Source organism: Luteimonas viscosa (assembly GCF_008244685.1).
Lineage (GTDB): Bacteria > Pseudomonadota > Gammaproteobacteria > Xanthomonadales > Xanthomonadaceae > Luteimonas > Luteimonas viscosa.
This window is the reverse complement of sequence record NZ_VTFT01000002.1, coordinates 17644-32610: the sequence shown is the minus strand read 5'-3', so window position 1 is coordinate 32610 and position 14967 is coordinate 17644. Positions and strand designations below refer to the sequence as shown.

Genomic DNA, 14967 nt, shown 5'->3' with positions numbered 1-14967 from the left:
GCGCGACTGCCGCGCCTGTACCCGGCGTGCCCTTGCCCAAGTGCCGCTTTCGCGGCATCGTGCGCATTCCATACGCCAGCGTATCCGGACATGACGGCCGCCAGCTCCGCGACGCCCCCACCCTACCCGCACCTGTTCGCGCCGCTCGACCTGGGATTCGCCACGCTGCGCAACCGGGTGCTGATGGGCTCGATGCACACCGGGCTCGAGGATCGCAAGCGCGACTTCCCGAAACTCGCCGCGTACTTCGCCGAGCGCGCGGCGGGTGGCGTGGCGCTGATCGTCACCGGCGGCTTCTCGCCGAACTTCGAAGGCTGGCTGACGCCGTTCGCCAGCCGTCTCGCCTGGCCGTGGGAAGCGCGCAAGCATCGCCAGGTCACCGACGCGGTGCACGCGCACGGCGCGCGCATCTGCCTGCAGTTGTTGCACGCGGGACGGTATGCCTACCACCCCTTGTCGGTGGCGCCCTCGCGGATCAAGGCGCCGATCACGCCGTTCACGCCGCGGCGGCTCTCGGCGCGCGGCGTCGAACGCACCATCGACGCCTACGCCACCGCCGCGAAGCTCGCGCGCGACGGCGGCTACGACGGCGTCGAGATCATGGGATCGGAAGGCTACCTGATCAACCAGTTCCTCAGCGCACGCAGCAACCGGCGCGACGATGCCTGGGGCGGCGACGTGTCGCAACGCATGCGTTTCGCCACCGAGATCGTGCGCCGCGTGCGAGAAGCCTGCGGCCACGACTTCATCATCGTCTACCGCCTGTCGATGCTGGAGCTGGTGCCGGAAGGCTCCGACTGGAATGCGATCGTGCAGCAGGCCAAGGCGATCGAGGCGGCCGGCGCGACGCTGATCAACACCGGCATCGGCTGGCACGAATCGCGCGTGCCCACCATCGCCACCTCGGTGCCGCGCGCCGCGTTCGCCGGCGTCACCGCCAAGTTGCGCCCGCACGTGACGCTGCCGCTGGTGGCGACCAACCGCATCAACATGCCCGACGTGGCCGAACGTATCCTCGCCGCGGGCGGCGCGGACATGGTGTCGATGGCGCGGCCGCTGCTCGCCGATCCGCAATGGGTGGACAAGGCGCGCGCCGGCAAGCCGCAGGCGATCAACACCTGCATCGCCTGCAACCAGGCCTGCCTGGACCACGTGTTCCAGCGCAGGACCGCCAGCTGCCTGGTGAACCCGCGCGCCTGCGCGGAAACCGAACTCAACTACCTGCCGACCACCGCGCCGAAACGCATCGCGGTGGTCGGCGCGGGCCCGGCAGGCTTGGCCTGCGCCACGGTCGCCGCGCAGCGCGGCCATCGCGTGGTGCTGTTCGATCGCGCCGACGCGATCGGCGGGCAGTTCAACCTCGCCAAGCGCATTCCCGGCAAGGAGGAGTTCCACGAAACCCTGCGCTGGTTCGGATACCGCATCGGCGAGACCGGCGTCGAGCTGCGGCTGGCCACAGACGCGACCGCCGAAGCGCTGTCGGATTTCGACGAGGTGGTGCTCGCCACCGGGGTCACGCCGCGCGCGGTGTCGTTCGAAGGACACGCCCATCCCAAAGTCGTGGGCTATGCCGACGTGCTGAGCGGAAGGGTGGTGCCCGGGCGACGCGTGGCGATCGTCGGCGCCGGCGGCATCGGCTTCGATGTCGGCGAGTTCCTGGTGCAGGAGGCGCCCTCGCCCACGCTCGACGTCGCCGCGTGGATGCGCGAATGGGGTGTCGACCCGGACTTCGAGAGCGCCGGCGGACTGACGCCGCCGCGCGTCGAGCCGCCCTCTCGCCGGGTCTGGCTGCTGCAACGCAGCCCGGGCAAGCCCGGCGCGCGCCTGGGCAAGACCACCGGCTGGATCCATCGCAGCACGCTCAAGCACAAGGGCGTGCGCATGATCGGCGGCGTGGAGTACGTCGCGGTGGACGACGATGGCTTCCACCTGCGTGTCGATGGCCAGCCGCAGACGCTGCCGGTCGACCATGTCGTCGTCTGCGCCGGCCAGGAGCCGCACCGGGCCCTGCTCGAACCGCTGCAGGGCGCCGGTTGTCGCGTGCATCTGGTCGGCGGAGCGGACGTGGCCGCGGAACTCGACGCCAAGCGTGCGATCGCGCAGGCCAGCCGACTGGCCGCGACGCTGTAGGAGTCGGCGGCAAGCCCTTGATTTGCGGCGTCGCAACAAGGACTTACGCAGTAAAAACCCCAATCGAATCATCCACTTCCTGACCGCCGTTCAGGAACGATTCGGTCTTGCGCCCGTACCGTGCGCGCACTTCTCCCGCCCAGACTGGCGGGACCGGCCCGGCCCGCGTTTCGCGCGGACTTCGGTGCCCGGGCAAAAGCGCCTCAGAGTCGCTGCCCTCCCCAGTACGCCATGTCCGACCATCGCCGCCGATGGCGTTGTTCTCCGCCAAGGGAACGACCCGGCCGCGACCGGGCGCAACGCAGCAAGGAGTTCCCCGATGAAGTTGGACTGGATCCTGTGGCTGGCCTCGCTGATGTCGCCGCAAGCCGCCGATTCGCTCTGCCTGAGCACCACCCTGTACCTGGAAGCCCGCAACCAGTCCGTCCGTGGCCAGCAGGCCGTGGCCGAGGTCGCCCTGCGGCGCGAGGAAAGCGGCCTGTGGGGCGATTCGATGTGCGAGGTGGTGACCGCACGCAAGCAGTTCGCGCCGACCATCGTCTCGCCGCGCACGCGCATGCACAACACCGAGGCCTGGGCGCAGGTGGTGAGCATCGCGATCGAATCCGAGCGCAACTGGGCGCTGCCCGCCGGCGAGCGCAACGAGATCGTGCCCGGCGCGAGTCATTTCATGGCGCACGCGATCGCCGCGCCGAGCTGGCGCAATGCCTACCAGGTGGCGACGATCGGCGACCACACCTTCCTCAAGGTGCAGAAGCTCAAGCCGCGCGGCGGCTGATGCGCGAGCGCGGCGCCTGATCGTCGTCCGACCGGCTTCAACTGCCGGCCTCGGGCCCCCGCAGCAGCGCGCGCTTCACTTCCTCCAGCGCATTGGGATCGTCGAGCGTCGACAGGTCGCCGGGGTCGCGATCTTCCGCCAGTGCCTGCAGCGAACGTCGCAGCAGCTTGCCCGAACGCGTCTTGGGCAGCGCATTGACCACGTATACGCGCGCGGGCCTGGCCACGCCGCCGAGCTGTTCGACCACCACCTTCTGCATCTGCGCCGCGGTCTCGTTCGCCTCCTCGCCCGACTGCGCCCGCCTGAGCGTCGCGAACACGATCGGCACCTGGCCCTTGACCGCATCGTGCACGCCGATCACCGCGGCTTCCGCGACGTCCGGGTGGCTCGACACCGATTCCTCGATCTCGCGCGTGCCCAGGCGATGCCCGGCGACGTTGATCACGTCGTCGGTGCGGCCGAGGATGAAGGTGTAGCCGTCCTCGTCGCGGATCGCCCAGTCGAGCGAGCTGTACAACAGCTCCTTGAAGTGGCTGAAGTAGCTGTCGACGAAGCGCTGGTCGTTGCGCCAGACCGTGGTCATGCAGCCCGGCGGCAGCGGCGGCTGGATCACCAGCACGCCCTTCTCGCCGGCAGGCGCGTCCTCGCCGGTGACCTCGTTGATCACGCGCAGGTTGAAACCCAGGTTGGGCAGTCCCGGCGAACCGAAGCGCACCGGCTTCATGTCCAGGCCCGGCAGCAGCGTCAGCACCGGCCAGCCGGTCTCGGTCTGCCAGTAGTTGTCGATCACCGGCTTGCCGAGCACGTCGGAAATCCAGCGCGCGGTCGGCTGGTCCAGCGGTTCGCCGGCGAGGAACAGGTGCTCGAACTTCGACAGGTCGCGGTCGGTGATGAACGCGGCATCGTGCTTCTTCAGCACCCGCAACGCGGTCGGCGAGGAGAACATCGTGCGCACGCCGTAGCGCTCGACGATGCGCCACCAGATGCCGGCATCGGGGTGGGTGGGCAGGCCCTCGTAGATGATCGAGGTGGCGCCGGCGATCAGCGGCCCGTAGACGTTGTAGGAATGCCCCACCACCCAGCCGATGTCGGACGTGGAGAACATCACCTGGCCGGGGCGGATGTCGTACACCGACCACATCGACAGCGCCAGCGCCACCGCGTAGCCGCCGACATCGCGCTGCACGCCCTTCGGCTTCCCGGTCGTGCCGGAGGTGTAGAGGATGTAGCTGGGCTCGTTCGATTCCAGCCAGACCACGGGAACGTTCGCGTCCTCGTGCGCCTTGCGCAGTTGCGCATAGTCGACGTCGCGCCCTTCCCGCAGCGGCAACGGCCCGGCAAGACCGCGGTCGATCACCAGCACCCGCTGCGGCGGATGTTCGCTTCGCGAGAGCGCCTCGTTCACCAGCGGCAGGAACGGGATCACCTTGCCGCCACGGGTGCCGGCGTCGGCGGTCACCAGCACGCGCGGCCGCGCGTCGTCGATGCGCATCGCCAGGTTGAGCGCAGCGAAGCCGCCAAACACCACCGAGTGGATCGCGCCGATGCGCGCGCAGGCCAGCATCGCGACCACCGCGTCGACCGTGTGCGGCATGTAGATCACCACCCGGTCGCCGCAGCCGGCGCCCAGCGACTGCAGCACGGACGCGAACACATTCACCTCGCGATGCAGCTGACGATAGGTCAGTTCGCGGACATCGCCGGTCTCGCTCGACCAGCCCACCAGCGCCAGCTGCTCGCCGCGCGCGTCGAGGTGGCGATCGACGGCGTTGAAGCACAGGTTGGTCTCGCCGCCCACGAACCATTTGCGGAATGGCGGGTTCGAATCGTCGAGGATCCGCCGCGGTGGCCGGTGCCAGTGGATCGCCTGCGCCTGCTCGCCCCAGAATTCCTCAGGCGCCTCGATGGAGCGTCGATACCAGTCTTCGTAGCGCATCACCGGCCCTCCCGCCGACTGCTGCGGTGAAGGCTAGGCCTTGCCCGGCTTCGCGGCGTTACGACCTTGGTCGGTACCGGAGGGAAGACTTTCGAATCAATGCCTTGGGCGCCTTTCCGGCGTGCCGATCGGCGTGGCCGATGCGCGGTTCGCGGCAATCAGCACCGGGGATGCGCCACCCCCGACGGCGCGGACGTGTCCGGTTCCCCACCAGCCCGTGCCACGTTCGCGGGCAGCGTGTGCAGCACGAGCGCACACCACAACGGCGCAAGCAGGTAGAGGCCCAGGAAATAGCGTCCCTGGACTTCGAACACCATGTGCACCGCCCAGAATCCGGCCACCCATGCCAGCGGGATCCAGCCGAGCCAATTGCCGCGACGGAGCAGCCGCCACGCGGTCATCAGGCAGAGCGCCAGGATCGCCACGCACAGCCCCCGATAGGCGACGTTCTCGATCCGGCGCAGGGTGTGGTAGGCAGCCTCGACCCGATCCCGGTCGGGGCTCGCATCGATGCGCTCGCGCACGTTCGGAGCCTCGAACAGCCAGTACAAGGCGTAGGGAGGCGGACTGCCGATCTGCGGTGCCTTACATGCGATCACCGATGCCCAGTGGCTGGCGGGACGTGCCGCCAGCCGATCCACCACTGCCCGCAACATCGGACGATCCAGGTCCTCGCGCGCGGCAGCGGCCGCGGCCGGCGACCAGTTGCCGCAGCGCTGGCTCCAGCGATCACTGGACGCCAGCAGTCCCGCATACAGCGTGACCGCCGAACTGGTGCGGATCTCCTCGGTGCGCCCGCTGGCCTGGCGCATCGCGATGTCGGCAGCGAACCCCAGCACGGATCCCACCAGCAACACGACCTGCACGACGAGCGCGCGCGATCCGGGGCGGCCGCGAAACGCGAGCAGGAACGCAGTCAGTGGCACGAACACCCAGAGCACCAGCGCATATTGCGGCCTGGTCGACACGGCCAACGCGACCGCAACTAGTGCTAGGGCGACACGCAAGCAATGCGAACCCTGCCTGGCTTGACCCACCGCCAGCCACGCGCCGATCCCCAGCTGCGCGGCGGCGATCAGGTCGAGCTGGACGATTCCGAAAAATGGCGTGATCAGCAGCAGATACACCGCTGTCGCGTGAGCCAGCACGCGCCAGCGAGTCGGATCAGCCCGCCATGCGAGCAGAAGCGCAACTGTCGCAGCCGGCAGGTTCAGTGCAAGCGCGGACGCCACCGGCGACCAGCCCAGGGCCTTCGGAAGCGCCAGCAGCCATAGCGAGAGACCGCCACGCTCGTACGCGGAGACCGATCCCGCCGCAGACCAGTAATAGCCCCAGTCGCTGTGAGGCGCAGGCTGCCACCACAGCGCCAGCCAGATGCCAAGCGCGGTCATCGCCAGCCATTGCAGCACGAGTACGCGCGCCCATGCCCATCCGCCCGGGCAGGCGCTGCCACGACGACTCACGACCACTTGCGCGACCCGCCTTCCGAACGACCGACATGCCTTTTCCGCTGCGATGCGCCTCTCCCGAGCTGCGCTGCGGCGAGCGCTACCGCGCGAAGCGATGGCAGTGCGGACCTGCCGCGCGCGTCATACCGCCGCCATTGCCCGCGCACAAGGCGAACCGCTTCGGTTTCACGCTCGATTGAACCGCCAGCATTGGGTCTGTGCACCGCTGCATGCGCCGGGAGTCCCGGCAAGCAGATCGCGCCCGTCTGGCGTGCCGCTCGATCAGTCGACCTTCGGCAGGCCTGTCGACTGCTCGACCAGATAGACCTCCACGGAAGACAGCTGCGCATGCTCGTCCAACTCCTGAAGCTCGGGGATCCGCCCCGCACCTATTTCGGCCGGACCCGCCCGGGACGCACGAGCCGCAAGTTGCCGCGGCAACCACCATGTGTCCGGGGCCAGGGTCGGCAACGCAGTGAAGCGTCCCACGCGGAGGATGCGCAGCCTGCCGTCGCGGACATTCCTCTGCAGTGGCTTGACCCATCGCGGCGGCTTGGACGAGCCAAGATAGTCTCCGTGCCCCACCAGGAGCAGCGGACCATCCACCTGATCAAGCGCAGGATAGTCGAACCGCCCCTTCCGATCAGTCTCCCGTCGCAGCATGTCCGCAAACCGCTCCCGCTCCTGATCGGTATCGAGTGTCAGCAGCGCCCGGCAACGGGCGAGATCGGTCGTCCAGCCCGAGGGCGTATCGACCACCGACACCCCGGGGTACCTGCGCTGGGCGTCCATGAGCGCCAGCTCGAACGCTTCCTTCGCTGCCGCGCTATAGATCAGTCCACGCTGGTTCCACTCCCTGTTCGGACCGCTGGACAGCGCGAGCCATACGAGGCAGAGCGCCGCAAGGACGGGAATCCGGATCCAACTTCGTCCAGCGCAGCCGGCAAGCGAGGTCAGCAACCGCATCACAAGTAACGCAGCCGGCACGATGCAGGGCGCGTAATAGCGCTGCTGCATGACCGGAAAAACATACTCGGACAAGGAACCCGACCCGTAGGTGAAGTACAGCAGCGGCCAGACCCAGAATGCTGCGATCGTCCACCACATCGTCGCGGCCGGACCCCGTAGGCGTCGCCTGAAGGTGTCCCAGAGCAGGTGTGCCGTCGCGACCCCTGCGAAGAGGAAAAGCGCCCAGGAATGATCGCCCAGCAGGTAACGCAGCGAATCGAGTCTCGCCCTCACGGTCCGCCCCTGTGCGTCGGCGTAACCGGTGAAGTCATGCGGAGACAACAGGCTCCCCACACTCGAATACCAGTCTCCGGACGTTACCCGGAACACGAGCATCTCAATCAGCAGGACGACGGCGAACCCGGTAGCCATCGCCATGCCGTCCAGAACTGCGATGGACACCCGGTCACGCCAGGCCTTCCACAGCAGCAGCGCCGCCGGAATCACCAGCACGACCGCTCCGCTCTCCTTGACTACGAAGCCGACCGCCAGGCTCGCGCCCGCGCCAAACGCGTATGCCCGGGCCCTACGTCGGGCGTTGCGCGAGGCATGGTCGCCGCCTATCCACCGGCACAGGCAGTACAGGCCTGCCACCAGGAACACCGAAGACGCGATATCCGGCGCCATCGCACCGGCGTACAGAAACACGACGGGCTGCGACACCGCGAGTACGGCCGCGGCCGCAGCGCCCAGGGGCCCGAAGAACTGGCGGGCCAGCAGGAACCCTGTGCCCCCCAGCATCAGGAAGAACAACCCATAGATGGCGACGGACAGCTCCACGCTGGCGGACAACGCGTACATCGCCGCCGCCGGCAGCAGCAGCACGACCCGACGCTCGGCCACCGAAGTCGTGGAGATCTCCTCGCCACTCGCGATACGTATCGCGCCGATCAGGTATCGGGTGTCGTCGCTGCAGTACAGGCCGGTGTAGTACAGATACGCGAGCAGGAGCGGAGCGAACAGGGCAACGCCCAGGCCGAAGGCATCCATTCGGTGGCGCTGGAACATCCTGTTCACCTTTGGTCCGGAGTGGAAGGTCGCGACGAACAATGAGCCACGCTGGCTACTGCAGCCTGCGCTGCAAGGGACGCTGCGGGATTCGCGCGTAGTCGAAGGCCACAAAGCCCTGGATGAACACGAAACCCAGGATCATCGCCATTGTGACCACGCCCACCGTGCCAGGCGGGGATTCGGCTGCCCGCGCGAGGTTGGTGATCCATATGGTCGCGCCGTATACCGCTCCGAACAGCAGCAGGAGACTACCGCCCAGCAGTTGCAGCGACGCCAGGTTGAAATCGCGCAGGTAGTACTCGTAGAAGATCCGCTTGAGGAAATTCCTCGTGTGCGAGACGGCAAACCGGGGGATCTCGCGCATCGGACTGAGGTTGCTGGTCTCATCGGCGTAGGTCGCGCGCATCGGCAGATCCATCACCACCGCATCGATCAGGTGCAGGCGGAACAGAAGATCGCTCTCGAAAAAGAACCGCTGGTCGATCTTTTCGAGTTCAATGTTCTCCAGGCACGCAGCATGGATGGCGGTGAATCCATTGGTTGGATCGAAGGCGTGCCAATAGCCGGTCGACAGCTTGCTGAGGAATGAAAGCGCGGCATTGCCCAGCAGCCTCAAGCCCGGCATCTCCACCACGTCCCGCATATGGAAGAAGCGGTTGCCCTTCACGTAGTCGGCTTCGCCCGCGAGCAGCGGAGCGATGAAGCGCGGAATGAGGGCCGGATCCATCTGCCCGTCTGCATCCAGCTTGACGCAGACTGTGACACCCAGATCCATGGCGCGGCGGTACCCCGCCACCATCGCGCCGCCCACCCCAAGGTTGACCGGGTTGAAGATGACCTCGACACGCGGGTCGTCGACTTCCTCATCGACCCGCCTGCCCGAACCATCGGGGCAGGCGTCGTCGACGACGAGGATGTGGTCCACATCGGCCCCGATGCCGCGTACGACATCGACCACCGAATGACTCGCCCTGAAAGCCGGAACGACGACCGCGACCGCGCGCGTCGCGGTCGTTGCCGCTTTTCCCACTCCCGACGGCGCGCCCGCGACGGAACGGCTCTGGTCCACGGTGTCGATCAACCCAGCAGGTGCGCCACGCCGCTGCGCTCTTCCTCGAGTTCGGCCAGGGTCTTGTCGATGGCCGCCTGGCTGAAGGTGTCGATCGGAAGATCCCTGACCATGGCGTACCTGCCGGCCTGCGTGGTGACCGGGAACCCGAAGATCACGCCTTCCGGAATGCCGTAGGACCCGTCGGACGGGACCCCCATCGTCACCCACTTGCCGTCGCTGCCCAGCAGCCAGTCGCGGACGTGGTCGATCGCGGCGTTGGCGGCCGACGCCGCCGAGGACAGGCCGCGCGCCTCGATGATCGCGGCGCCGCGCTTGCCGACCTTGGGGATGAACTCGTTTGCATTCCAGTCGTCGTCGCCGATCCGGTCCTTGAGCGAGGCGCCGCCGACGGTGGCGAAGCGGTAGTCGGGGTACATGGTCGGGCTGTGGTTGCCCCAGACCACGAGCTTCTCGATCTCACCCACCGCCACGCCGGCCTTGTTCGCCAGCTGGCTCAGTGCGCGGTTGTGGTCCAGGCGCAGCATCGCGGTGAAGTTCTTGGGATCGAGATCGGGCGCCGACTTCATCGCGATATAGGCATTCGTGTTCGCCGGGTTGCCGACCACCAGCACCTTGACGTCGCGGCTGGCGACCTTGTTCAGCGCCGCGCCCTGCGCGGTGAAGATCTTGGCGTTCTCCAGCAGCAGGTCCTTGCGCTCCATGCCCGGGCCGCGCGGGCGCGCGCCGACCAGCATCGCGACGTCGGCATCCTTGAACGCGACTTCCGGATCGTCGGTGCCGACCATGCCCGCGAGCAGCGGGAACGCGCAGTCCTCCAGTTCCATCATCACGCCCTTGAGCGCGGCCTGGGCCTTGTCGATCGGCAGTTCCAGCAACTGCAGGATGACCGGCTGGTCCTTGCCCAGCATCTCGCCGGAGGCAATGCGGAACAGCAGGGCGTAACCGATCTGGCCGGCGGCGCCGGTGACTGCGACTCGAACGGGAGCTTTCATGACGATGTCCTCTTGCAAGGTGGAATGCGGGACCGCGTCGGAACACGCGGTGGCCCAATGGAATGAGTGATGCCTGCGGCGCCCGCGAGCCTGGCCAGCCGTACGTCCGCGATGCGCACCCGCCGCCCCGGCTCAGGCCAGTTCCGCGAAGAATTCGCGGAAGCGCTGCAGGCCCGGCGCGAGCTGCGCCTCCGGGCAGGTGTAGGAGATGCGCAGCGCACGGGGTTCGCCGAAGGCCGAGCCCGGCACGCAGGCGACGCCCTTGGCTTCAAGCAGCGCATTGCACAGATCGACGTCGCTCTCGATCCGCAGGCCGGTGGGCGTGTGCGTCCGGCCGAACGCGACGCTGACGTCGGGGAAGGCGTAGAACGCGCCCCGCGGCATCGGGCACACCAGGCCGGGGATCGATTCGAGCGCCGCCATCACCTGGTCGCGCCTGGCCTGGAATTCGACGACCTTGGCCGCGGGAACGTCCTGCGGCCCGTCGAACGCGGCGATCGCCGCGGCCGTCGCCACTTCCGGCACGTTGGTGATGTGGTTCGAGTTGAGTGTCGTCACCGCCCTGGCCACCGCCTCGGGACCGGCCATGAAGCCGACCCGCCAGCCCGGCATGCCGTAGGTCTTGGACAGAGAGTCGACGAAGATCACGCGCTCGCGCAGCTCGGGGCGCGCGTGCAGGAAATTGTGGTAGCCCACGCCGTCGAACACCATGCGGTGGTAGATGTCGTCGGTGATGATCCAGGTGTCCGGGTGCCGTGCGACCACGTCCGCCAGCGCGGAGATTTCCTCGCGCGTGTAGACCATGCCCGTCGGGTTCGCGGGATTGTTGAACAGGAAGATCTTCGGCTTCGACGCCAGCGCGGCCTCGAGCTGGTCCGGTACCAGCTTGTAATCCTGTTCCGGCGGGCACGGCAGCAGCTGGATGCGGGCGCCCACGATTTCGCCGATGTCGACGTAGGTGGTCCAGTAGGGCGTGGCGAACGCGAACCCGTCGCCCTCGTCGAGCAGCGCCTCGCACAGGTTGTAGAGCACGTGCTTGGCACCGATGCCGGTGGCGCAATGGGCCCGGGTGTAGCCGGTCAGTCCGGCGGATTCGATGTGCTTCAGGAACGCATCCAGCAGCGCATCCGTGCCCCGGTTGCTGCCGTACTGCCCGCTGTCGCGTTCGAGCGCGATGCGCGCGGCCTCGTAGACATGGGCGCCCGGCAGGAAGTTCGGGACCCCGATCGAGAAGCTGATGATGTCGCGCCCCTGCGCCTTGAGCTGCCGCGCCTTCTCGGCGACGAGCATGATCGCGCTCGGCTTGGCACGACCCATGCGGCGGGCGAGTTGCGGCATCTGCGACGGACCTGAGGTGGGTGGGACACACGTTGCGCAGGACGCCTGGTCCGGCCGTGTTTCAGCGCGAAATCTTAACATGGGCAGGCAGTTGGACTGCCGGCCCGCTCAGCGGCTGCGGCTGTCCGCAGGGCTCCCCGTCCGCGGACCGGCGTACCGGTCCGCGAACCGCGTCGAGGCGTGGGCTCAGGCGGCCAGGATCCTGTTCCACTCCGCCACGCGGTCGGCCTGCGCCGCCAGCGCGGACTCGGCGTCGCCCTCGATCTTCACCGAGCGGATCGCGTCGCCCTGCTTCACCGCGTCGACCACGTCCAGCCCCTCGGTGACCTTGCCGAACACGGTGTGCTTGCCGTCCAGCCAGTCGGTCTTGATATGGGTGATGAAGAACTGGCTGCCGTTGGTGTTCGGGCCGGCGTTGGCCATCGACAGCACCCCGCGGTCGTGCTTCACGCCGTTGCCGGTCTCGTCCTCGAAACGGTAGCCCGGGCCGCCGCGGCCGGAGCCCTCGGGGCAACCGCCCTGGATCATGAAATCCGGGATCACGCGGTGGAACGCCAGCCCGTCGTAGAAGCCCCGGCGGGCCAGGTTGACGAAGTTGGCGACCGTCAGCGGGGCCTTGTCGGCGTGCAGTTCGACCTTGATGGCGCCGCGGTCGGTGTCGAAAGTGGCGAAAAGGGTCATGGGATTCAGCTCCAGGTGGCCGGATTGGCCGGTAGGCCGGCTATAATACCGGGCTTCCCTTTCACACTTCGTGCCCTGTCCTCCGGCAGCGGGTGCGTCCTTCACGATCCCCGCTGACATGTCCATCGAACGCCTGCGCAACATCGCCATCGTCGCCCACGTCGACCACGGCAAGACCACCCTCGTCGATTGCCTGCTCAAACAGTCCGGCACGCTCAGCGAGCGCACCGTGCTCGCCGAGCGCGTCATGGACAGCAACGACCAGGAGAAGGAACGCGGCATCACCATCCTGGCCAAGAACACCGCCATCACCTGGCAGGGCAACCGGATCAACATCGTCGACACGCCCGGGCACGCCGACTTCGGCGGCGAGGTCGAGCGCGTGCTGTCGATGGTCGACTCGGTGCTGATCCTGGTCGATGCGATGGACGGGCCGATGCCGCAGACGCGCTTCGTCACCCAGAAGGCCTTCGCGATGGGTTTCCGCCCGATCGTGGTGGTCAACAAGATCGACCGCCCGGGCGCGCGTCCGGACTGGGTGATCGACCAGGTGTTCGACCTGTTCGACAAGCTCGGCGCGACCAACGAGCAGCTCGACTTCCCGATCGTCTACGCCTCGGCGCTGCACGGCTACGCCAGCCTCGACGACAGCGTGCGCGAGGGCGACATGACCCCTCTGTACGAGGCGATCATGCAGCATGTGCCGGCGCCGTCGGTGGATCCCGATGGCCCGTTCCAGATGCGCATCAGCCAGCTCGACTACAGCAACTTCGTCGGCCTGATCGGCATCGGCCGCATCCAGCGCGGCAAGGTGAAGAAGAACATGCCGGTCAGCGTGGTCGACCGCGAGGGCAGGAAGCGCCAGGGCAAGATCGCACAGGTGCTGGGCTTCCTGGGTCTGGAGCGGATCGACGCCGAACAGGCCGAAGCCGGCGACATCGTGGCCATCGCCGGCGTCCAGGACCTCAGCATCTCCGACACCATCTGCGCGCTGGACACGCCCGAGGCGCTGCCGGCGCTGACCGTCGACGAACCGACGATCAGCATGACCTTCCAGGTCAACAACTCGCCGTTCGCCGGGCACAAGGAATTCTCCGGCGGCAAGTTCATCACCAGCCGTCAGCTGCGCGAGCGCCTGGAGCGCGAGACGCTGCACAACGTCGCGCTCAAGGTCGAGGAGACCGGGGACGCGGACAAGTTCCTGGTGTCCGGCCGCGGCGAACTGCACCTGTCGGTGCTGATCGAGAACATGCGCCGCGAAGGTTTCGAGCTCGCGGTATCGCGCCCGGAAGTCATCATCAAGGAAATCGACGGCCAGTTGATGGAGCCGGTCGAACAGCTGGTGGTCGACATCGAGGAGCAGCACCAGGGCGGCGTGATGGAGAAGCTCGGCACGCGACGCGCGCAGCTCAAGAACATGGAGCCCGACGGCAAGGGCCGCGTTCGCCTGGACTACATGATTCCCGCGCGCGGCCTGATCGGCTTCCAGAACGAGTTCCGCACCCTCACCCAGGGTTCGGGCCTGCTGTTCCACGTCTTCGACCATTACGGGCCGAAGGAAACCGGCGCGATCGCCAAGCGCCAGAACGGCGTGATGATCGCCAACGCCCCCGGCGTGACGCCGGCGTACTCGCTGGGCCCGCTGGAAGATCGCGGCCGCCTGTTCGCCGCCGAGGGCGACAACGTCTACGAGGGCCAGCTGGTCGGCATCCATTCCAAGGACAACGACCTCACGGTCAACGTCATCAAGCCCAAGCCGCTGACCAACGTCCGCGCCTCGGGCAAGGACGACGCCATCAAGCTCACGCCTGCGCTCAAGTACTCGCTGGAGCAGGCGCTCGACTTCATCGAGGACGACGAGCTGGTGGAAGTGACGCCGAAGGAAATCCGCCTGCGCAAGAAGATGCTCACCGAGAGCGACCGCAAGCGGGCCAGCCGCGCGGCGTGAGCCATGCGCTGTTCCCGGGCTGGCGGCCGGATGCCGGTGGGCGGGAACGACTGGCGACGCTTGTCACCGCCCTGACCGCGGCGCGCCTGGATCGCGCGCCGAAGCTGCAGATGCGCCGTCCGGACCAGTGGCACGCGACCTTGTGCTTCATCGGCTACGACCTGGGCCATCTCGTCACCCCAACCCTGCTCGACGCCTTCGCCGGCGCGGCGATGCGGATCCCGCCGCACACCTTCACCATCGAGCGCATCGCCTACTGGCGGCAGTCGGGCGCAGTCGTTGCCCTGCCACATGCCAGCCATGAACTGCAGGCCTTGTGCGATGCCACCCGCGACGCGATCCGCCGCTGCGGCATCGCTCCGGCACAGGTCACTACGCAACCCCATGTCACGCTCGCCTACCTCGACCGCGGCCTGGACGAACAGGGCTGGCTCTCCGACATCGGCTGCACCGGCGAACCGCTGCGCGTCGACCGGTTCGAACTGTTGTTCAATCCAGGAGGCCGCTACGAGGCGCTCGGGAATTGGAGATTGGCCGGCACTAGCCTGCCCGCGCCGCCCAGGCAGGGCTCATTGCTGTGAGCTTTGAGCCTTCAGCTTTCCGCCAAACTTAGGCTGGTCGTCGA

Annotated in this window: 11 protein-coding genes; 4 read left to right on the top strand and 7 right to left on the bottom strand. The window is 67.6% G+C overall.

Going from position 1 to position 14967, the window contains the following annotated elements:
• The first annotated feature begins 90 nt into the window (after positions 1-90).
• Both FZO89_RS14875 and FZO89_RS14870 read left to right on the top strand, forming a co-directional pair.
• On the top strand, positions 91-2130 hold the full coding sequence (locus FZO89_RS14875; protein ID WP_149104235.1) for an NADPH-dependent 2,4-dienoyl-CoA reductase: 2040 nt from the start codon (positions 91-93) through the stop codon (positions 2128-2130).
• Between the two features lie 319 nt (positions 2131-2449).
• Entirely contained in the window at positions 2450-2908 is a 459-nt protein-coding gene (locus tag FZO89_RS14870) for a cell wall hydrolase (RefSeq protein ID WP_149104234.1), read from the top strand.
• 37 nt (positions 2909-2945) lie between these two features.
• Here the strand turns inward: FZO89_RS14870 and prpE are convergent, their stop codons facing one another.
• The 7 genes from prpE to FZO89_RS14835 all read right to left on the bottom strand — a co-directional run bounded on the left by prpE (position 2946) and on the right by FZO89_RS14835 (position 12394).
• A complete protein-coding gene (gene prpE / locus FZO89_RS14865) occupies positions 2946-4844 on the bottom strand; it encodes a propionate--CoA ligase (RefSeq protein ID WP_149104233.1) in 1899 nt (632 codons plus the stop codon).
• A 158-nt stretch (positions 4845-5002) separates the two neighbouring features.
• Positions 5003-6253, bottom strand: coding sequence for a hypothetical protein (locus tag FZO89_RS14860; RefSeq protein WP_149104232.1), 1251 nt, complete (start codon positions 6251-6253; stop codon positions 5003-5005).
• A 321-nt stretch (positions 6254-6574) separates the two neighbouring features.
• The gene (locus FZO89_RS14855; protein ID WP_149104231.1) at positions 6575-8308 is read right to left on the bottom strand and encodes a glycosyltransferase family 39 protein; all 1734 of its coding nucleotides are present in this window, start codon (positions 8306-8308) and stop codon (positions 6575-6577) included.
• A gap of 55 nt (positions 8309-8363) precedes the next feature.
• On the bottom strand, positions 8364-9392 hold the full coding sequence (locus FZO89_RS14850; protein ID WP_262378728.1) for a glycosyltransferase family 2 protein: 1029 nt from the start codon (positions 9390-9392) through the stop codon (positions 8364-8366).
• Positions 9389-10375: a malate dehydrogenase gene (locus tag FZO89_RS14845; RefSeq protein ID WP_149104230.1), complete on the bottom strand. Its 987-nt coding sequence runs from the start codon at positions 10373-10375 to the stop codon at positions 9389-9391. Before FZO89_RS14845 ends, FZO89_RS14850 begins: the two co-directional genes overlap by 4 nt.
• A gap of 132 nt (positions 10376-10507) precedes the next feature.
• A complete protein-coding gene (locus FZO89_RS14840; RefSeq protein ID WP_149104229.1) occupies positions 10508-11713 on the bottom strand; it encodes an aminotransferase class I/II-fold pyridoxal phosphate-dependent enzyme in 1206 nt (401 codons plus the stop codon).
• Positions 11714-11899: 186 nt separating this feature from the next.
• On the bottom strand, positions 11900-12394 hold the full coding sequence (locus FZO89_RS14835) for a peptidylprolyl isomerase (protein WP_149104228.1): 495 nt from the start codon (positions 12392-12394) through the stop codon (positions 11900-11902).
• Between the two features lie 118 nt (positions 12395-12512).
• On the opposite strand from FZO89_RS14835, the gene typA reads away from it, so the two are divergent.
• Positions 12513-14342 carry a translational GTPase TypA gene (gene typA, locus FZO89_RS14830; protein WP_149104227.1) on the top strand — a complete coding sequence of 610 codons (1830 nt, stop codon included), beginning with the start codon at positions 12513-12515 and terminating at the stop codon, positions 14340-14342.
• Positions 14339-14923 carry a 2'-5' RNA ligase family protein gene (locus FZO89_RS14825; protein ID WP_149104226.1) on the top strand — a complete coding sequence of 195 codons (585 nt, stop codon included), beginning with the start codon at positions 14339-14341 and terminating at the stop codon, positions 14921-14923. The genes typA and FZO89_RS14825 overlap by 4 nt, the downstream gene beginning before the upstream one ends.
• Positions 14924-14967 lie beyond the last annotated feature (44 nt).

What these genes read in the sequence shown, in the direction of transcription:
- FZO89_RS14835 (WP_149104228.1), bottom strand. Translation starts at nt 12,394, where the DNA reads ATGACCCTTTTCGCCACTTTCGACACCGACCGCGGCGCCATCAAGGTC.
- FZO89_RS14840 (WP_149104229.1), bottom strand. Translation starts at nt 11,713, where the DNA reads ATGCCGCAACTCGCCCGCCGCATGGGTCGTGCCAAGCCGAGCGCGATC.
- FZO89_RS14845 (WP_149104230.1), bottom strand. Translation starts at nt 10,375, where the DNA reads ATGAAAGCTCCCGTTCGAGTCGCAGTCACCGGCGCCGCCGGCCAGATC.
- prpE (WP_149104233.1), bottom strand. Translation starts at nt 4,844, where the DNA reads ATGCGCTACGAAGACTGGTATCGACGCTCCATCGAGGCGCCTGAGGAA.
- FZO89_RS14855 (WP_149104231.1), bottom strand. Translation starts at nt 8,308, where the DNA reads ATGTTCCAGCGCCACCGAATGGATGCCTTCGGCCTGGGCGTTGCCCTG.
- FZO89_RS14875 (WP_149104235.1), top strand. Translation starts at nt 91, where the DNA reads ATGACGGCCGCCAGCTCCGCGACGCCCCCACCCTACCCGCACCTGTTC.
- typA (WP_149104227.1), top strand. Translation starts at nt 12,513, where the DNA reads ATGTCCATCGAACGCCTGCGCAACATCGCCATCGTCGCCCACGTCGAC.
- FZO89_RS14870 (WP_149104234.1), top strand. Translation starts at nt 2,450, where the DNA reads ATGAAGTTGGACTGGATCCTGTGGCTGGCCTCGCTGATGTCGCCGCAA.